Here is an 18,014-nt window from a genome sequence, read left to right as displayed (position 1 = left end):
CGCCTTCACCGGCTGCCCCCGCCAGCGAGATAGCTGTGCGCGAACCGCGCCGCACCGGCGAGCTCCCACCACAAGGTCGAGGGGCGGGCACGCATGCGACGCGGCAGTCCCGCCCATCCGCGCAGCGCCGCCCGTGGCGCGCGATCATGGAGCAGCAGCTTGGTATGATAGGCGCCGCGACCATAGTCATAGGCGCGGAACAGCCCCTCGACATCGGCGGCCTTGCGACCGTGATGATGGGACACGGTGATGCCGGGATCATAGGCCCCGGCCCAGCCGCGCAGGCTGCACCGGCAGGCGGCGTCGATGTCCTCGGCCGGGAAGCGCGCGCCGCTGCCGAACAGCGGATCGAACCCGCCGATCGCGTCCAGCGCCGCGCGGCGGAAGGCCAGGTTCGCGCCGCGGATCGCCCCCGGTGGCAGGTACCGCCCCGGGGGGAAGTGGAGCGGATCGGTGGATTCGTTGACCGTTGCGGGGAAGTCGTCGGGATCGTGCAGCAGGATCCGCCCGCTGACATAGCCGAGTTCGGGTTGCCGCGCGAAGGCGGCGACCGTGCGGGTGAGCAGATCGGCATCGACGTAGCAATCGTCGTCGGTGAAGGCGATCAACCCGCCGCTGGCCACCGCCAGCCCCGCATTGCGCGCGTTGCTGAGCCCGGCGACCGGCTGGTGGACATAGTGGACCGGGAAGGCGGCGCGATCGGCAAAGGCGGCGATCTTCTCCCGAGTGGCGTCGGTGGAGCCGTTGTCCACCATCACCACTTCCCAGCTGCCCGCATAGTGCAGCCCCGCCACCGCGCGAAGGCAGCCGTCCAGCTGGGCTGCCCGGTTGCGCGTGCAGATGATGAGCGAGATGTCCACGCCGTCCCTCCGTTCGATGACGGCGCTGCTCTATCGGGATGGGAGACATATCGGGAACGTGATTGGCCCGTTTTGGTGCGGACCTGAGCCGCTGCCGGGGTTCCCCTCCGTTCCGGTCCCTTCAGCGCGCGCGGGCGCAATCCGGGAGGAGTAGGCGGAGCACCGGGTCGGACTGAGGGGGCAGCAGGCATGGGGGTGATGGGACTGGCGGTGCTCGCCGCAGGAACGATCACCACCCTGGCTGCGCCGGTCTCGTTCGACGATCTGGCAGAGGATGTCGCGAACCGCGCGCGCCTCGGCATGGAGGCACGGGTGCTCTACGACGACAATATCCTGCGGCTGGACAAGGGGCGGCCCGTTCCCCCGGACAGGAGCAAGGACGATGTGCGCACCACCGTGTCCGCCGTGGTCGACGTCGCGCAGCGGGTCAGCCGCCAGCGCGTGTTCCTGCGCGGCGCGGCGGGTTACGACTTCTACCGCAACAACCGCTTCCTGAAGCGCGAGCGGATCGAGGCGACCGCTGGCGTCGACTGGCGGATCGGGAGACCCTGTCAGGGCGAGGCATCGGTCGGGTACGGGCGCGGGCAAAGCGATCTGGCGGACCTGGGCGGACCGGTGCGCAACACGCGCGACAGTCGTACCATCATCCTGGAGGGTGGATGCGCGCTGGGCACGGGCCTGCGTCCCGAATTCGGGTTTCGCGGCCGCACGATCGACAACAGCGCGGCGAGCCGCCTGCGCAGCGACCTGGAAGCGGAGCGGTTTGCGGCCGGAATTGCCTATAACCGTGGTGGCCCGCTGAGCTTCGGGCTGGCCGCCGCGACCGAGACGCTGGACTTTCCCAATCGGCGGCTGGCCGATGGGCAGGCCGATAGTACGCGCGTGCGCAGTGTGACGGCGCGGATCACGGCTCGCGGCGCCAATCTGATCGCCAGCGGCTCGCTCGCCTTTGTCGAGGCCGATAGCCGCAATCCCGGCGCGCGCGACTTTTCCGGGCCTGCCGGCGGAGCGTCGCTCTCCTGGGCGCCGGGGGGGCGGCTGCGTCTGAGCGCGTCGGCCCGGCGCGAGGTGAACGGGAGCGGGGACATCGCTGCCGGCTATTTCCTCGCCGATCGCGGCGAGCTTCTGGCGCGCTATCGCATCGGGCGCGCGGTGGATGTGGAAGTCGGGGGGCTGCTGCAACGGCGGCGGTTTCGCGCGGTCGACCTCACGAGCCCGGGGGCGCGCAGCTTCGACCGCACCGTGGAGGCGCGCGCGGCGCTCGGCTGGTCGCCCGTCGAGCGGGTCCGGATCGGCCTGGAGGCGACACACGCCCGGCGCACCACCGACGCGACCTACGGCACCTATCGCAGCAGCCGGGGCCTGTTGGTCCTGGGGCTGGCGCTCTGAACGAAAGGGGAAGGCATGGGCGGATTGCTTTGGATGGCACGTGCGGGAGGAGGGCTGCTGCTCGCGGCGCTAGGCGGCGCGGCGGGCGCGCAGGTGCAGGAAGCCGCGCCAGCGGCGGTTGCCGCTTCCGCCGGATTGGCGGGCACCCCGGCCGACTATGCGCTGGGGCCCGAGGACCAGATCGAGGTCACCATCTATGGCCAGCCCGACATGCCGCTGCGGCTGCGGATCAAGCAGGACGGCACGGTCACGCTGCCCCTGATGGGCAGCGTTGCCGCGGCGGGAGAGACGCCGGTCGCGCTGGCGGAGAAGATCCGCACGACGTTGCTGCAGGGCGGGTACCTGCGCGAGCCGCGCGTCAACGTGGAGGTGACGAGCTATGTCAGCCGGAGCGTGACGCTGCTGGGGGCAGTGGTGCGTCCGGGCATTTACCCGTTGCAGGGCGTGCAGCCGCTGTCGCGGGTACTCGCCACCGCGGGCGGTCAGCGGGACGGAAGCGAGACCGTGGTGCTGCGCCGTGGCGACTTGCCGCCGCAGCGGTTCGCGATCGCGGCGGTGGCGGGCGGCGGGGCCGGCGACCCCGCCTTGCAGCCCGGCGATCTGTTGTTCGTGCCCGCGGCCGAGCATTTCTACATTTATGGGCAGGTCCGCGCGCCCGGCAGCTTCCCGATCCGCGCCGGCATGACCTTTCGCCAGGCGCTGTCGCAGGGCGGCGGCCCCAATGATGCCGGCACGCAGAACCGCATTCGACTGACCCGCCAAGGCCAGCAGAGTCAGATCGCGGACCTCGATGCGCCGATCCAGGACGGCGACGTGATGTTTGTCCGTGAGCGGCTGTTCTAACGCCGTGGCCGCACCGGGCGCACCGCAGGGCGCGCCGCAGGGCGACGCTGCGGCAGACCTGCCCGCGCCGCGCCTGCGGAGGGCGGCGTTGGCGACGCTGTGGCTGGCGATGCTGTTCAACATCGCGCTGGCGTGGGTCAACGCGAACCTGGTCGCCATCAACGCGGGGGTGGTGATGGGGGTGCAGGGGCTGGTGATGGGCCTGGCATTGGCAATCGGGCTGCGGCGCCGGCGGGGCGGCTGGCGGCGCTGGACGGTGCTGTTGGTCGGGGCGGGGCTGTTGTGGCTGCTGCTGTCGGTGGTGCGGCAATCGATCGAGCTGAAGTTCCTGGGGGACGCGGTGCTGATCCCCGCCTTTGCCCTGCTGGGTACGTGCCTTGGCCGGCGCGACCTGATCCGCTGGCTGCTGACGGCGCAGCTGGTCATCAGCGGGATTGCGGCGTGGGAACTGGCGCAGCCGCAGAGCTTCGCCGGCGCGTTCAACGTCACCGCTTATTATGTGAACACGCGCGGCATCGAGGCGGAGACCTTCTGGTCCGGCGAGGGCGAGGGGCTGTATCTGAACGTCGAACGGCCGAACGGGCGCAACCTGCTGGCCAGTTCCGGGCTCAATCGCGCGACCTCCGTCTTTCTGGAGCCGGTGTCGCTGGGCAACTGGACGATCGTCGTGCTGATCGTGCTGGTGGCGCTGTGGAGCCAGATGGGCTGGGGGATGCGCGCGGCGCTGATCCTGAGCGACCTGTTCCTGGTGGTGGCATGCGACGGGCGGTTTGCGCTGGTGTGCGCGTTCGGCATCCTGATCGGCATTCCGTTCGGGCGCTGGGCACCGCGGCTGTGGCCGCTGGTCTACCTGCCGGTGCTGGTCGTCACCCTGTTCGCGTTGCGCGCGGCAGAGCTGCTGCCGCGCGGGGGCGACACCTTCGCGGGGCGATTGCGCAAGGGCGTAGACTATCTCGGGCGGCTTGAGGTGCCGGATGTGTTCGGCGGCCGCTCGAGCAGCGGCATCTATGCCAATGCGGACGCGGGCTGGGCCTATCTCATCCAGTCGCAATCGCTGTTCGGGTTCCTCGCCTTTTGGTTGATGCTGGTGTTGATGGCGCGCGAGCGCACCGCGGAACTGCGCGCGTTCGTCAACGCGACCGCGATCTATGTCGCGCTGTGCATGCCGATCAGCTACTCGTTCGTCTCCATCAAGACGGTCGCGCCGATCTTTGCGCTGTACGGCTGCCTGATCGCGGTTGCACGGCGGTCTGTGGTGCCGGCGGGGCTGCTGGGGTTGCCGATCCGGCCCCGCATGGCTTCCCAGCGGCTGGCGTTCGGTTGATGCCGGGTTCCCGGAAAGGCGCGGTGCCGCGCCACCGCCGCAACCCCGCTATGGCGGATGCGCTGTCCGCGTGTCGCGCGCATCTGGTGCATGCCGCGATCTTCAGCGCGCTGCTCAACCTGCTCTATCTCGCGCCGTCGCTGTACATGCTGCAGGTCTATGACCGGGTGGTGCCGACCCGCGGGGTGGTGACGCTGGCGATGCTGACGCTGATCTTCCTGGCGGCGGTGGCGACGCTGGGCCTGCTCGACCTGGTACGCACGCGGCTGTTGATCCGCGCGAGTGCGCGGCTCGATCGGCTGCTGGGCGGGCCGCTGATCGTGGCGTTGCTTGCTGCCCCCAATGCGGCGGAGGGGCAGGGCGGGGTGCTGCTGCGCGAGTTCGACACGCTGCGCCAGACCATCACCGGCCTGGGCATGATCGCGCTGTTCGATGCGCCCTGGTCGCCAATCTACATGCTGGTCTGCTTCCTGCTGCATCCGGCGCTGGGGCTGCTGGCCGTCGCCTGTTCTGCGGTGCTGTTGCTCCTCACCGTCCTCAACGAGCGGGGCACAAAGCTGCTGGTGCAGGATGCGTCGGCGGCGCAGCAGCACGGCTATCAGATGGTTGAGGCGAGCCTTGCCGCGGCCGGCGTGGTGCGTGCGCTGGGGATGCAGGGGGGGCTGCTGCGGCTGCACCTGCGCGATCGGCAGGTGGCGCAGACGCTGCAGATGCGCGCCGCTTTCCTCGGGGCTGGCTATCTCACGCTAGCGCGCACCGTGCGGATCGCGATGCAATCGCTGGCGCTGGGGCTCGGCGCGCTGCTGGCGATCGAGCAGCAGATTTCCGGAGGCGCGATCTTTGCGGCGTCGCTGCTGATCGCGCGGGCGCTGGCGCCGATCGAGGGGATTACCGGGGCGTGGCGCAACATGATCCAGGCGCGCACGGCCTATCACAGCCTCCTCACCCTGTTCGACGCGGGCGGGCCGCCGCGCGGGCAGACCCGCCTGCCGGAGGTACGGGGGGACATCGAGGTCGAGCAGTTGTCCGTCGCCGATCCGCAGGGCCACCGGCTGGTGCTCCACGGCATCGACCTTCGCATTGCGGCGGGGGAGATGGTGGGCGTGATCGGCCCAAGCGGTGCCGGCAAGTCGACGCTGGTCCGGGCCTTGGTCGGCGCGCAAGTCGCAGCCGGCGGATCGGTGCGGATCGACGGGGCTACGCTGGGGGATTGGCCGGAAGGGCAACTGGCGCAGGCGATCGGTTATGTGCCGCAAGAGCCCACACTCTTTCACGGCACCATCAAGCAGAACATCGCGCGTTTCCGATCCGAGGAGGATGCGGCGGCGCTGGATGCGGAGGTGGTACGCGCCGCGCAGCAATGTGGGGCGCACGGCTTTATCCTGCGACTGCCGCAGGCCTATGACACGCGGCTGGGGTGGAATGGCGCGGGACTTTCGGTGGGGCAGGCGCAGCGGATCGCGCTGGCGCGGGCCTTGTTCGGGCGGCCGCGCATCCTGGTGCTGGATGAGCCCAACGCCAGCCTGGATGCGGAGGGCGAGGCGCAGCTGAGCGCGGCGCTGGCCGAGCAGAAGCGTGCCGGCGTCACGATCGTCGTGGTCGCCCATCGCACCGGCATCCTTGCGGCGAGCGACAAGCTGGCGGTGCTGCGCGACGGGCGGTTGCAGATGTTCGATACCCGCGCGGCGGTGGTGGCGCAGCTTGCCGGCAAGCCTGCGATCGCCAATGAGGCGGCGACGGCGGGGGCTGAAGCGTGAGCGGGGGCCTCACCCGGATGGCGGGCGCGCTGGGGAGACATCGCCAGGCGGAGCGCACCTCCGTCGTCGTGACGGGCGGTGCCGCCATGCCGGACGGTGTCGGGCGTGAGGGGCGGATCGGCTGGATGCTGGTGCTGCTGTTCTTCGGACTGTTCCTGGGCTGGGCAGCGTTCGTGCGGCTCGATGCTGCCGCCTATGCCGGCGGCACGGTTGCGGTCGCGGGCAATCGCCAGGCGGTGCAGCACCAGCAGGGCGGCATCGTCGCGGGGCTGCACGTGCGCGAGGGGCAGCGGGTGGCACAGGGGCAGGTCCTGATCGAGCTTGCCGGCAGCGAGACCCGCGCGCTGGAACGCTCGCTTAACGCGCAGGCGATTGCGCTGCAGGCCCAGCGCGCCCGGCTGACGGCGCAGTTGACGGGGCTGCCGTTCGTGCCGCCGGCGGGGTTTGCTGCCTTGCAGGGAGACGACCGGGTCGAGGCCGAGCGCGCGACGGCGTTGCAACGGCGCGAACTGGCGGCCGGGGAGACCGCACTGACCGACCAGCGCGTGGTGGTCGCGCAACAGGCGGCGCAGCTGGTGTCGCGCAGCATCGGAATCCGCGAGCAGCTTCGCGCCATCGATCAGCAGCAGCGGCTGCTCGACGACGAGTTGCGCGGCATGAAGGCGCTGGCGGCGAAGGGCTTTGCGAGTGAGAACCGGATCCGCGCGCTGGAGCGGAATGCGGCGGCACTGGAGGGGGAAGCGGGCCGGTTGCGCGCGAGCGATGCCGAGGCGCGCGAGCAGATCGGCGAAAAGCAGCTGCAGGGTCGCGCGCTCACCTCCGACGACCGGCAGCAGCTGACCGACCTGTTGCGTACAACGGAGTACACGCTGAACGACCTCCTGCCCAAGCTGAGCGCGGCACGCGCGGCTCTGGCGAACACCCAGATCCGGGCGCCGGCTGCGGGGCAGGTCGTCGGGCTGGCGGTGCATACTGTGGGCGGTGTGATCGGCGCGGGCGAACGCTTGATGGAGATCGTGCCGGATCGTGCCGCGCTTGTGATCCAGGCGCGCATTTCCCCGGACGATGCCGACGACCTGTTCGTTGGCCAGCAGGCAGAGGTGCGCATCCCGGCGCTCCATGCGCGCGGATTGCCGGCGATTCTGGGTACGATCCGCCGCCTGTCCGCGGATAGTTTCGAAGACGAGCGCACGGGTGTACGCTTCTATACCGGGGAGGTGCTGGTACCGGAGGCCGGGCTGGCGACCATGCGGCGGCATGCCACGGGGCGGGAGATCAAACCCGGTTTACCCGTGGAGATCCTGGTGCCGCTGCGTCGCCGGACCTTGCTGCAGTATTTGCTGGAGCCGCTGAACCAGAGCCTCTGGCAAAGCTTTCGCGAGCATTAGGGGGTCGCGCTTCTTCGCCCCGTCTATCGCAAAATTGAACCTTTCGCTTGACCAATCGTCTGCGAGATGAACAACTCGTGAATGATGAGAGCGGGACGCCCGCCGCCGAGAGGATGAGCCGATGAAATTCCCTGTCGACCAGCATGAGGATACAATGCCGGCTTCGCTGGCGATGAGCTTCCTTATTTCAGGCGTGATCGGCGCACTGATATGGTCCGTGGTACTGATCGCGATCCTTTAACGCATTGCTGCCAATAGCAAGTAACGGCGCGATCGCTATTCTTGTGCGCTGCAATAGAGCGCCGGTCGGCCGAGTGGCTTGAGTGGTTGGCGCTTTTCTCCTGTTGTAGGGCTGCCTGGCTGGCTCGCTCGCGCCTGCGGCATCGCGGATGCGAGCAGGATCACCTCGGGGCGCCCGGTAAGACCGGAGCCCGCCGGGGCCATCATCAACATGTGTGACCGTCGGTACGGCGTTTGACGAACACCGTGAGTATTTTTGGTGTCGAATATCCCTAGAGCTGCCGTTCAGGTGGACTACGGAAAGTATATCCAGAGTTCGTCCGGAATGAACTATTAAGTCTCCGGATTGAACCCAAGTCCGGTGGCTCCAATACTATGTGCACCTAAGCTGACCTTGATCTCGAGAGAGGGCAGGGCAGGTGCTTCATGGGCGATTTCATCCCGATCTATTCACTGCCGTTTGGCAGCCTCACCGGTCGGTGGGCGGGGGGCTGGTCGATCGATGCTTCCAGACTGGCGGGCACCCGAGCCGCTGGTGATTTGAGCCCCTGCAACGAGACTGATGGGATTCCGTCGTGGCGGATGGTGGCGGCGCGGGCGTTGGCCGCGCCGGCCCGGGCGCGGCCCCGTGCTGCGGAAGTCCGCACGCGCCCGTCCGGCACGCGGATAGATGTGCGGCGGAGCGTGACCCCCGCTTCGCCGCACATCGACATCGCCTCCCAGCGCTACCGGGTCGATGCCACAAGGGGAGGTCCACGGCATGGCCGCTAAGGCGCCGCTTGCCGATCGTGCGGGCATCTCGCCTTCGCAAGGTGCAGTCCGCCTGGCCGCGGCGGGGGCGCCGGTTGCGGAAGCGGCGCTCCAGCGCGGCACCTCGGCTGTGGAGGGAGCGCCGGCGAGCCTGTCGCAGTATCGCGCGCACGTAGAGCCGGGAGCAGGCGCGGCACGAAACGCGGGCTCGCTCGCTCCCGCCAATGGCTCGCGCCCGGCCGGGCTTAGCGCATCGCTGCATGGCTTGCGGATCGTCCATGTCGTGCGCCAGTTCGCCCCGGGCGTCGGCGGCCTCGAAGGCTATGTCCGCGAACTGGCGTTGCGCCAGCGCGCCGCCGGCATGGTGGTACGGATCGTGACGCTCGACCGCATCTATGACCAGTACCCGCAGGATCGGCTGCCAGCGCGCGAATGGATCGAGCGACTGGCGGTGGTGCGGCTGGGATGGTGGGGATCGAAACGCTACCCGATTGCCCCGGGCGTCCTGAGCGCCATCCGCGATGCCGATCTGGTGCATGTCCACGCGGTCGACTTTTTCTGCGACTTCCTCGCCGTGACGCAGCCTCTGCACCGGCGGCGGATGGTATTGTCGACGCACGGGGGCTTTTTCCACACGCAATTTGCGGGGCGGGCGAAGCGACTTTTCTTCACCTTGGTGACGCGCTGGAGCCTGCGGCACTATGCGGCGGTGATCCCGTCGAGCGTGGCCGATGAAGCGCAGTTCCGCGCCATCCGCACCGAGGGGCTGGAAACGGTCGAGAACGGCGTGGATCTCGCGAAGTTCGCGGACTGCGCGGACCCCGGCGCCCGCACCATGATCTATTTCGGGCGGCTCGCGCCAAACAAGGGGCTGGAGCGCCTGATCGCGTGGTTCGCAGTTGCGCATCGGCAGGACCCGCGCTGGCGGCTGATCGTCGCCGGACGCGCGATGGGGGTGGAACCGGCCGCCCTCAGCCAGTTGGCGGAGGCCCACGGCATTGCCGATGCCGTCGAGGTCCACGGCTGGCCCTCCGACAGCGAGCTAAAAGCCCTGATCGAGCGCAGCAGCCTCTATGTCTGCGCGTCTGATTATGAGGGCTTCGGGCTTGCGGCGGTCGAGGCGATGGCGGCGGGCCTCTATCCGCTGTTGAGCGACATACCCGCCTTTCGGCGCACGGTGTCGCGGGTGGACCATGGCACGATCACCAGCTTCTCGGCCAATTCCGAGGCCGTGGCGCAGACGCTTGCGGTCGTTGAGGCGCGGCTTGCTGCACCCATGCCGCGCGGGGAGCGGTGGCAGCGGCTGGCATCCTTTGGCTGGGACGGGGCGGCGGAAGCGATCAACCAGATCTATCTGCGGGCGATGGGGCGGAGCCGAAGGCGGATCGGCCGCGTCTCGGTTACCGTGTCGTGTCGGCGCGAGTTCCTGCGGCTGGTCGACCGCACGCTTGCCAATCCTGTTCCCGCCCCCTTGTTCATTGCCTTCTGCAACGCGCACACCGCCAACACGGCCGATCGGGATCCGCGTTTTGCAGCTGCGATCGAGCAGGCGGTGGTGGTGAACGATGGCGCCGGCGTGGATATCGCCAGCACGCTGCTGTTCGGGCGGCCATTCCAGGAAAACCTAGCCGGAACGGACCTGATCGACGACCTGTTCGAGCGCACCGAGCGCAGCCTGCGCGTGTTCCTGGTCGGGAGTGCGCCCGGGGTCGCCGAGCATGCGGCGCGGCAGCTGCAAGTCCGGGCGCCGAAGCATCGGGTCGTCGGGACGGCGCATGGGTTCTTTTCGGAGGCAGAGGTTCCGGACCTGGTGGCGCGGATCAGGGCGAGCGGGGCCGACCTCGTCCTGGTCGGCATGGGCCATCCCCGCCAGGAGATCTGGTGTGCCGAGCAGTATCGCGAAATCGGCGCCATCACGATCGCCGTGGGCGCCTATCTCGACTTTCTGGCCGGGGAGGTGCGGCGTGCGCCCCGCTGGATGCGGGATTTGCGCTGCGAGTGGCTGTACCGGCTGGTGCAGGAGCCGCGGCGGCTGTGGCGACGCTATCTGCTCGGCAACCTCCGCTTCCTCATGCGCCTGTTGATCCAATGGTATCAGGGTGCGCGTATCTAAGTTCTTGCGCGCCGGGGTCGGTGGAGCGACGGCGCCGCTGAGCCCGCTGAGCCCGCTGAGCCCGCTGAGCCCGCTGAGCCCGCTGAGCCCGCTGAGCCCGCTGAGCCCGCTGAGCCTCGCCACGGCGCGGTAGCAACCCTGCCGGTGCGGCAGGCTTCGGGGATGTCACCGTCGCGTTGTGGATTGACTTCATGGGGCGTCGCATGCGCGGGCTCCACGGAGCACATGGGCTCAAAGACCCCACTTCGGACCGTCGGGCGAGAGATGGATGGGGATGGGTTCGCCCCCAAATCGACACCCTCGGCTCACCGAGGTCATCCGGCGGAAGAGGTTCATGTGCCAGCCGCCCGGGATCATCCGGTCGATGATCCCGTCGTCACCGGCCGCACATGGCGAGTCTTGTGCCACGATGACGGCTTGCTCCTGACTCGAGAGCCGCGCCAAGGTGCATTCGGGAGGCTGCGGCCGATCCCGAGGGTGTGGCAGGCGTCATCGTCATGCTGCTGGATAACGTGCGCAACGGAGACCATCAGGGGGACGGCCACCCAGGGCACGCCGTCTTCCCCGATATAGCCCGACACAGCGATCAGCGCCCAGCTCAACTCTGGGCTCACAAAGAGAGCGCGCTGCCCCGGGGCGGTTGTACGGTCGGCGCTCGCTTGCCTAGGGGGGGTGGAAAAACTTGGGCCAGTATCTGGCGGTGGCGAGGTGGACCATAGCGAGGAAGCTGCTGGCCAACTGGTCGTAGCGGGTGGCGATGGCGCGGTTGATTTTGAGATGGCCAAACATGCGTTCGACGCGGTTGCGCTGTCTGTAAAGCATGCGGTCATGCCCGATCTTCACCCGGCGGTTTGAGCGGCCCGGGATGACGGGGATTATGTTCCGTTTCGCGAGTCGGCACGGATCGTCGGCATCGTAGCCTTTGTCAGCGAGCAAGGCGTTCGGTGTGCGCTCCGGCAGGGACGATCAGGGCATCATACGCCTTGCAGATTGCCGCTTCGCTGCCCGTCAGGGTGGAAGGCGAGCGGTCGCCCAAGGGCATCGGCCAGGCAGTGAAGCTTGCTGGTGAACCCGCCCCCGCGAGCCGCCAAGAGCGCGTCGATGAGCCCCTTTTCCGCCCTCTGCCGAGACGTGGGCGCGGACGGTGGTACTGTCGGTGCTGTAGTGGCCGGCGTTCGCCATGATCTCGGCCAGCGTCACCGCGACGATCTCCCAGACTCCGGCCTCGCTCCATCGCCGGAACCGACGATAGAGGGTGTTCCGGCTCCCGTATTTGGGCGGCACGTCGCGCCACGGCGCACCGCACCTAAGCCGCCAGAGTATGCCGTTGAGATCGAACGGTTCCGTTCAGGAGGCTTGCCTTGCCCCGGTTCTTGCACTCGATCGGCAGCAAGTCCTTCAGGATGCGCCAGTCCGCCTCGGTGAGATCGCCCCGGCTAAGGTCTGCCTACGAAAGACAGTCTTGAATCAACCCTTCCGCACGGCGTCAATCAATGAAGTGCCAACCCTTGCTGTCCACCGCTAGCCGACTCTTGTGGTTGATCCAGCCAGTTTTGCCCCGCGTCTGCCAAGCACATTCGAACTCTGTCGGCTCCTCGTCAGGCTCTACACACCGGATCACTCGAACCGACGAAACTGAAACCGTAGCAGCGTCGACACCATTCAACTGCGCTTGATCCGCTCGCTTGATTGCAGCCACCATCTCGCGAGTTGAGATATGCGCGTGATTTGCTCCAGATGCGCCCGTCGGGATCAGCAGCAAGGCTAAGGCAGGATATGCGAAGTTAACCAGGGCATAATGCGCCAATCTGTCAACCTACTGATATTGTCCACGCCGCATGGGTGGTGCGAGGACTTCTTGTATCCGGTCGGCGGCGACCGATCGGAAGAATGGGCTGGAGACGACCTGCAACCGGAGGGTGGCTTTCGTGCGATCGGCCCCTTGTCCAGCACGCCAGCCTGTTGGGCGTAATCGGGGGGCGCAACGCGAACCGTTGCAAGGCGGCTCCATTCCCGGTCGGGGTGACGCCTGAGCAACCGGTAAGGCCAGGGGCGCTGGAGGGCTTACGCGATCTGGCGGCTTGCCGCGAGCGCGTGGGCGGTGGCTTGTTCGAGCGCTTCACAGATTGCGACGCCTGGGAGGTCGGCGCACCATAGCTCCGCGAACCCGCGGACCTTGCCGTAGCTGTTGTCGAGCACCGCGTGCGGGATGCCCATCAGCACGCTCAGGATGTGGCCGTGCAGCCGGTCGGTGACCACCGCCTCACCGGCGCCGAGCAGCGCGCGGCCGCGTTCCAGTTCGGCGCGGGCGCGGGTGCGAAAGCGGCCATAGTCTGGCTCTCCGCCCGCGAGCAGCAGGGCGGTGCGGCCCAGCCTGGCGACAGCGCGATCCCAGCGGCTGGGCGTGTGCGCGCCGTGAATCCAGTCGGTCACCAGATCGTCCGGGCCGAGAGCGGGCAGGCCGCGTTCGCCGTTTTGCTCCTGGTCGGTGCGCAGAAGGTACACGATGTCGTGGACCGGCAGCGCAGGGCGCGAGAGGGCGCCGAGGCAAAAGGCCATGTCGGGGCATAGCGCGACTTCGCAACCGAGCTGGGTCTGGGCGAAGGCGAGGCTGGCGCGGTCGCGCACGAGCATCGTGAAATTGCCGTGCTGCGCGATCGCATCGCGGGTCGCGCGTGCTTCGACGGGATCGGCGAAGTGGATCGTCTGGGGCAGCTGGACGATGCGGCGGCCGGGAAGGGCGGCGAGCAACATCCGGCGGAATTGCTGGAAGCGTGGCCACAGATCGCCAAAGTTGCCGCCGCCGCTGAGGAAGATCGGGCCGGCCGGAACCGCGCGCTTCAGGGCGTCGAGGTCGAAGCCGTGGATCGTGCTGACATAGCCGGGCGGACGCGGCGCCACGCGATCGAAGAACGCCAGCTCCCCAAGCCAGATCAGGCTGTCCCCGACATTGGAATAATCCGGAAAATCGAGCAGCGCATAGCCGTTCGACAGGTCGGCGAGCGGGGTGACGGTGCGCCGGACCAGCTCTGCCAGATCTTCCACGCGTTCAAACATTGCATCCATGGCCGCAGCGTTGCAGGCCGGCCGGAACAGGCAAGACGACCCCGCCGTTATGGTGCGGGTCGGCAAGGCTCGCCCTCCGCGAGTGCCGGATTTGCTTCCATCTCGGAGGCGCTTGTTTCCACGGGCGTCGCGATGGATAGGCGGACCCGCCGCCGGCGAGCCTAGGAAAACACTGCTCAAGATGCCCAAATCGCCTGAGTTGATCCCTGCCGCGACCCTGGTCCTGATGCGCGACCGCCCCGGTGCGCCCGAACTGCTGATGGTCGAGCGTGCCGCGCAGATGGCGTTCGCACCGGGTGCGCTGGTGTTTCCGGGCGGGCGGATCGATCCGGGCGACGGGGTGGTGGCAGGCGACGACCCCCTGCTGGCCGCCAAGGCCGCTGCGATCCGCGAGACAATCGAGGAAGTCGGCCTCGCAATCGGGCTGGAGCCGGCGCCGGATGCTGCGGCCCTCGCGCACATGCGCGCGCGGCTGCATGCGGGGGACGCGCTGGGGGCGGTGCTCGGGCATCATCGTCTTGCGGTCGAGCGGCTTGTGCCGTTTGCGCGCTGGCGGCCGGAGCGATTGGTGGCGCGCCTGTTCGACACGCATTTCTTCCTGGCGTCGGCCCCTGCCGATACGCCTGCGCCGGTGGTGGACGGCACCGAAACGGCCCGCGCGTTCTGGGCCAGCGCGGATCAGGTGCTGGCCGATGCCGACGCGGGACGGGCGCGCATCATCTATCCGACCCGGCGCGTGCTGGAGCGGCTCGCGATGCTGCCGAGCTTTGCGGCGGCGGCGGAGCATGCGGCGGCCTATCCGATCCGCGCCATCACTCCCTGGATCGAGCGGCGCGGCGGCGTCGATCAGCTCTGCATCCCCGACGACCTCGGCTATCCGGTCACCGCCCAGCCGCTCGACGAAGTGCGGCGCCGATGAAGCAGGTGCGGCGTGCGACGCGCGCGATCGTGTGGATGCTGGTGATACTGGCGATCGGCTTTGCCCTCTATGCCCTGGTGCGCAACCGTCCGCAGGACCTGCCATGGCGGCCGCTCGACCTGTCTGAGCCGGTGGGGATGTTCACCGGGCGGAAGCTGGCCGGGCTCACCGATGATTTCCCCAAGTGCCGGCAACTGCTCGACCAGGCAGGCGTACGTTACCTTCCGCTTGCGCCGGTGGTGTCGGGCCAGTGCGGTTATGCGGATGGCGTGCGGCTGACGGCCGGGGGTGCGCGCACGATCGGCTTCTCGCCGCGCGAGGTGGGGACGTCGTGCCCGGTCGCAGCTGCGCTCGCGGTGTGGGAGTGGCAGGTGGTGCAGCCGGCCGCGCGCCGGCATTTCGACAGCCCGGTCGCGCGGATCGAGCATTTCGGCAGCTATAACTGCCGCCGCCTCTATGGCAGGTCGACGGGCGACTGGAGCGAACATGCGGCGGCGAATGCGCTGGACGTCGCCGGGTTCGTGCTGGCGGACGGGCGCCGGGTGACGGTGGTCGGCGACTGGAAGGGGACGGGGGACCGGGCAGCCTTCCTGCGGGACGTGCGCGACGGCGCCTGCGGCCTGTTTTCGACCGTGTTGTCGCCGGACTATAATACTGCGCACCGCGACCACCTGCATCTGGACCAGGCCCGGCGGGGCGCGATGGGATGGCGGGCGTGCCGGTGAGCCCGATGGGGCGACGGCCGGGGTGCCTCCCCTGACGACGGAGCTCGGTCTTTCTGAGGCGCGCCGGGTCGCGCTCACCGCGCAGGGGTTCAATGCGCGCGAGCGGGAGGCGCGGTCAATGCGGCGCAACTGCGGCGTGCGATCGCGAAGCTGGGCGTGCTCCAGATCGACAGCGTCAGCGTGCTGGTGCGCGCGCACTATCTGCCCCTGTTCTCCCGCCTGGGCGCGTATGACCGCGCGCTGCTCGACGGGATCATGATGGAGCGCCCCAAGCGCTTCTTCGAATATTGGGGGCATGAGGCGTCGCTGCTGCCGCTGGACTGCCACCCGCTGCTGCGGTGGCGCATGGCGCGCGCGCGTGCGGGGCAGGGGATCTGGCGACAGCTCCAACCCTTTGCGACGGAGCGGCGGGGGGAAGCCGAGGCGCTGCTCGCGCGGATTGCCGAGGAAGGGCCGATCGCCGCCTCCGCCCTTTCCGGCGCAAAGGCGGCCAAGGGCATGTGGGTGTGGAGCGAGGCCAAGCACGCGCTCGAATGGTTGTTCTGGGCGGGGCTGGTGGCCGCGACCCACCGCCGCGGCAATTTCGAACGGGTCTATGACCTTCCAGAGCGGGTGCTGCCGCGCGCCGTCCTCGAGCTGCCGACGCCCGGCGCGCACGACGCGCGCCGCGAACTGCTGGCACGATCGGCAAAGGCTCTCGGCATCGCGACCGCCGGGGACCTGCGTGACTATTACCGGCTGCCGACGGGCGATGTGCCGGCGGCGATCGCGGAGCTGGTCGAGGAGGGGACGATCGCGCCGGTCAGGGTGCGTGGCTGGCGACAGCCCGCCTATCTGCATCGGGATGCCCGTGCCGGGCGCAGGACCCACGGGGCGGCGCTGCTGTCGCCGTTCGATCCGCTGGTCTGGAACCGCGACCGCGCCGAGCGCCTGTTCGGGTTTCGCTATCGGCTGGAGATCTACACGCCCGCGCACAAGCGCGAGCACGGCTATTATGTGCTGCCGTTCCTGCTCGACGGCGCGCTGGTGGGGCGGGTGGACCTGAAGGCGGATCGCAACAGCGGTATGCTGATCGTGCAGCAGGCGAGCCTGGAGCCGGGTGCGCCCGCTTCTACCGGCGAACGGCTGCTGGAAGAGCTGGAGCGGATGGCGGCCTGGCTGGGACTCACGAAGCTGGACACGCGGGGGGCCGGGAGGGTCTTACTCAGCCCGGCCTGATCTGCGGCCTCAGTTCGGCAGCGCGCGCTGGTCGACCTTTTCCACCCACGCCGGGAAAAAGGCGGGCTGGCGGAGCGACCAGCCCGACGCGGTCGCGGCTGCCTCGCTGATCGACTGGAGCAGCTTGCGGCGGAGTTCCGGGTGGAGGTGCGGCAATGCTGCAGAGGCGCAAAAGGCGGACGGGAGCCATGGCCGGGATTCCGCGCCGATCAACCGCTCGTAGAGAAAGCGGTAAGCCGAGAAGGATGTGAGCCGGCCCTGGCCGAGATCGAAGGCGGTGACCACCAGCAGCGGCGCCATGAACGGCTCGATCGCCTCAAGCCCGCTGTCGTCGGGTACCAGCGCGCGGATTTCGGGAAGGCGGTCGTAGAGGCGCGCCTGTGCGCGGATGCTCGCGGCCTCGACCACGTCGCGCGACCAGCGCTCCATCGCATCCTCACGATCGAGGCCGATGTCGAGCGAACGGCGGATGTAGCGCTGGGTCGCAGCGCTGAACCCTGCGAACTCCTTCATCTCGGCAAGGGTCATCGCCCCTTCCGCCGGTCTCATCCCTGCGCCCATCGCTCTTGCTCCCGCACGTGCTCCATCGCCAGGCCAGTCTGCCTGCAGACGGTTAACAGCATGCTGAACCGATCCGGCGACTTGTGAACGAAGGGACCATGAATTCTGTTGCGGCGCAACAAAGGTTGCGACGAACGGAGTCCACGGGGCTGCGGTTCAGCGGGCTCCGGCGCGTACCGCGGCCGCCGGAACCCAGCCGGAAAGGCATGGGCCATCATAGCCGCGTCGGCTGGGCACGGGTGTCGTTACGCCGCATCCGTCCTGCGGCGTTTCTGCTGCGGGCGCGACAATGCCGAGCCAGCGCTGGTCGATCGAGCGCGTGCAGACGAATAGCGGCCGGCCCTGTTCCAGCGTCTCGGTAACCGTCGCATCCTCAAACGGCGCGGCGCGCACGGGCGCGGATGCTGCGACCACCACACCGCCGATACCGCATGCAGCAAAGCTTGCACCCTGTTCGCCGATCCGCACCGGAACGGTCCCCGGAGAAAGCGCGGCGGACGTCTCTACGGCGACCGGCGCAGTTTCGATGTCCTGGTCGGGCGGGGAGCCATTGTTGCAGCCGGCCAACAGCAGCACGGCAAGGAGACAGGATCGCATCGCTCTCTTCTAAACTGATTTGCGTCGTATCGGAACGCCGCAGAATCGCTTCGGCAAGCGACGGGTTGCGATGCTGGCGAGAAAGGACGACCGCCAAAAACGGCTCGAAGCGGGAGCGCGGGCAGCGAAAACAGCACCGCCGCAGACCTTCCGCGGGGGGACCATCGTCGCCTCAACACGCTTCGTCGGAAAAGGTTCCAACGACGAGGCGCATGATCTTTCGCCCGCGCAAAAACCCTGCTTCACACACTCCCACGAGTTTCA

At 68.5% G+C, this 18,014-nt stretch carries 16 protein-coding genes; 9 read left to right on the top strand and 7 right to left on the bottom strand.

Going from position 1 to position 18,014, the window contains the following annotated elements; genetic code table 11:
* Positions 1 to 5: 5 nt before the first annotated feature.
* Entirely contained in the window at positions 6 to 860 is an 855-nt protein-coding gene (locus QP045_RS15380) for a glycosyltransferase family 2 protein (protein ID WP_422515875.1), read from the bottom strand.
* A gap of 189 nt (positions 861 to 1,049) precedes the next feature.
* Between QP045_RS15380 and QP045_RS15375 the strand changes: the two genes are divergently transcribed.
* The 6 genes from QP045_RS15375 to QP045_RS15350 all read left to right on the top strand — a co-directional run bounded on the left by QP045_RS15375 (position 1,050) and on the right by QP045_RS15350 (position 10,664).
* Positions 1,050 to 2,249, top strand: coding sequence for an outer membrane beta-barrel protein (locus QP045_RS15375; protein ID WP_422515874.1), 1,200 nt, complete (start codon positions 1,050 to 1,052; stop codon positions 2,247 to 2,249).
* A 15-nt stretch (positions 2,250 to 2,264) separates the two neighbouring features.
* Positions 2,265 to 3,092 carry a polysaccharide biosynthesis/export family protein gene (locus QP045_RS15370; RefSeq protein WP_422515873.1) on the top strand — a complete coding sequence of 276 codons (828 nt, stop codon included), beginning with the start codon at positions 2,265 to 2,267 and terminating at the stop codon, positions 3,090 to 3,092.
* Positions 3,076 to 4,416 carry a polysaccharide biosynthesis protein GumE gene (locus tag QP045_RS15365; RefSeq protein ID WP_422515872.1) on the top strand — a complete coding sequence of 447 codons (1,341 nt, stop codon included), beginning with the start codon at positions 3,076 to 3,078 and terminating at the stop codon, positions 4,414 to 4,416. Before QP045_RS15370 ends, QP045_RS15365 begins: the two co-directional genes overlap by 17 nt.
* The gene (locus QP045_RS15360) at positions 4,416 to 6,173 is read left to right on the top strand and encodes a type I secretion system permease/ATPase (protein WP_422515871.1); all 1,758 of its coding nucleotides are present in this window, start codon (positions 4,416 to 4,418) and stop codon (positions 6,171 to 6,173) included. The genes QP045_RS15365 and QP045_RS15360 overlap by 1 nt, the downstream gene beginning before the upstream one ends.
* Complete coding sequence (locus QP045_RS15355; protein ID WP_422515870.1) at positions 6,170 to 7,561, top strand: HlyD family type I secretion periplasmic adaptor subunit; 1,392 nt, start codon at positions 6,170 to 6,172, stop codon at positions 7,559 to 7,561. Before QP045_RS15360 ends, QP045_RS15355 begins: the two co-directional genes overlap by 4 nt.
* Before the next feature lie 1,000 nt (positions 7,562 to 8,561).
* Positions 8,562 to 10,664 carry a WecB/TagA/CpsF family glycosyltransferase gene (locus QP045_RS15350; protein WP_422515869.1) on the top strand — a complete coding sequence of 701 codons (2,103 nt, stop codon included), beginning with the start codon at positions 8,562 to 8,564 and terminating at the stop codon, positions 10,662 to 10,664.
* Between the two features lie 663 nt (positions 10,665 to 11,327).
* Here the strand turns inward: QP045_RS15350 and QP045_RS15345 are convergent.
* The 4 genes from QP045_RS15345 to QP045_RS15330 form a co-directional block, all read right to left on the bottom strand.
* Positions 11,328 to 11,600: a transposase gene (locus tag QP045_RS15345; protein WP_422515868.1), complete on the bottom strand. Its 273-nt coding sequence runs from the start codon at positions 11,598 to 11,600 to the stop codon at positions 11,328 to 11,330.
* A gap of 72 nt (positions 11,601 to 11,672) precedes the next feature.
* The gene (locus QP045_RS15340; RefSeq protein WP_422515915.1) at positions 11,673 to 11,987 is read right to left on the bottom strand and encodes a transposase; all 315 of its coding nucleotides are present in this window, start codon (positions 11,985 to 11,987) and stop codon (positions 11,673 to 11,675) included.
* Positions 11,988 to 12,150: 163 nt separating this feature from the next.
* Entirely contained in the window at positions 12,151 to 12,426 is a 276-nt protein-coding gene (locus QP045_RS15335) for a hypothetical protein (RefSeq protein WP_422515867.1), read from the bottom strand.
* Positions 12,427 to 12,728: 302 nt separating this feature from the next.
* The gene (locus tag QP045_RS15330; RefSeq protein WP_422515866.1) at positions 12,729 to 13,721 is read right to left on the bottom strand and encodes a polysaccharide pyruvyl transferase family protein; all 993 of its coding nucleotides are present in this window, start codon (positions 13,719 to 13,721) and stop codon (positions 12,729 to 12,731) included.
* Between the two features lie 190 nt (positions 13,722 to 13,911).
* On the opposite strand from QP045_RS15330, the gene QP045_RS15325 reads away from it, so the two are divergent.
* The 3 genes from QP045_RS15325 (at position 13,912) to QP045_RS15315 (ending at position 16,592) form a co-directional block, all read left to right on the top strand.
* Complete coding sequence (locus tag QP045_RS15325) at positions 13,912 to 14,649, top strand: NUDIX hydrolase (protein WP_422515865.1); 738 nt, start codon at positions 13,912 to 13,914, stop codon at positions 14,647 to 14,649.
* Positions 14,646 to 15,374 carry an extensin family protein gene (locus tag QP045_RS15320; RefSeq protein WP_422515864.1) on the top strand — a complete coding sequence of 243 codons (729 nt, stop codon included), beginning with the start codon at positions 14,646 to 14,648 and terminating at the stop codon, positions 15,372 to 15,374. The genes QP045_RS15325 and QP045_RS15320 overlap by 4 nt, the downstream gene beginning before the upstream one ends.
* A 156-nt stretch (positions 15,375 to 15,530) precedes the next feature.
* A complete protein-coding gene (locus QP045_RS15315) occupies positions 15,531 to 16,592 on the top strand; it encodes a winged helix-turn-helix domain-containing protein (protein ID WP_422515863.1) in 1,062 nt (353 codons plus the stop codon).
* A gap of 9 nt (positions 16,593 to 16,601) precedes the next feature.
* On the opposite strand, the gene QP045_RS15310 is transcribed toward QP045_RS15315, so the two are convergent.
* The gene (locus QP045_RS15310) at positions 16,602 to 17,153 is read right to left on the bottom strand and encodes a hypothetical protein (protein ID WP_422515862.1); all 552 of its coding nucleotides are present in this window, start codon (positions 17,151 to 17,153) and stop codon (positions 16,602 to 16,604) included.
* A gap of 156 nt (positions 17,154 to 17,309) precedes the next feature.
* A complete protein-coding gene (locus tag QP045_RS15305; RefSeq protein WP_422515861.1) occupies positions 17,310 to 17,750 on the bottom strand; it encodes a hypothetical protein in 441 nt (146 codons plus the stop codon).
* Between the last annotated feature and the right edge of the window lie 264 nt (positions 17,751 to 18,014).

The organism is Sphingomonas sp. 3-13AW, assembly GCF_049311085.1.
Classification (GTDB): Bacteria; Pseudomonadota; Alphaproteobacteria; order Sphingomonadales; family Sphingomonadaceae; genus Sphingomonas.
The sequence above is the reverse complement of the archived record's forward strand: the minus strand, read 5'-3'. Positions and strand labels throughout refer to the sequence as shown.

Coding starts and splice junctions, on each gene's coding strand:
- QP045_RS15375 (WP_422515874.1), top strand. CDS start 1,050: ATGGGGGTGATGGGACTGGCGGTGCTCGCCGCAGGAACGATCACCACC.
- QP045_RS15370 (WP_422515873.1), top strand. CDS start 2,265: ATGGGCGGATTGCTTTGGATGGCACGTGCGGGAGGAGGGCTGCTGCTC.
- QP045_RS15360 (WP_422515871.1), top strand. CDS start 4,416: ATGCCGGGTTCCCGGAAAGGCGCGGTGCCGCGCCACCGCCGCAACCCC.
- QP045_RS15350 (WP_422515869.1), top strand. CDS start 8,562: ATGGCCGCTAAGGCGCCGCTTGCCGATCGTGCGGGCATCTCGCCTTCG.
- QP045_RS15330 (WP_422515866.1), bottom strand. CDS start 13,721: ATGTTTGAACGCGTGGAAGATCTGGCAGAGCTGGTCCGGCGCACCGTC.
- QP045_RS15325 (WP_422515865.1), top strand. CDS start 13,912: ATGCCCAAATCGCCTGAGTTGATCCCTGCCGCGACCCTGGTCCTGATG.
- QP045_RS15320 (WP_422515864.1), top strand. CDS start 14,646: ATGAAGCAGGTGCGGCGTGCGACGCGCGCGATCGTGTGGATGCTGGTG.
- QP045_RS15310 (WP_422515862.1), bottom strand. CDS start 17,153: ATGGGCGCAGGGATGAGACCGGCGGAAGGGGCGATGACCCTTGCCGAG.
- QP045_RS15305 (WP_422515861.1), bottom strand. CDS start 17,750: ATGCGATCCTGTCTCCTTGCCGTGCTGCTGTTGGCCGGCTGCAACAAT.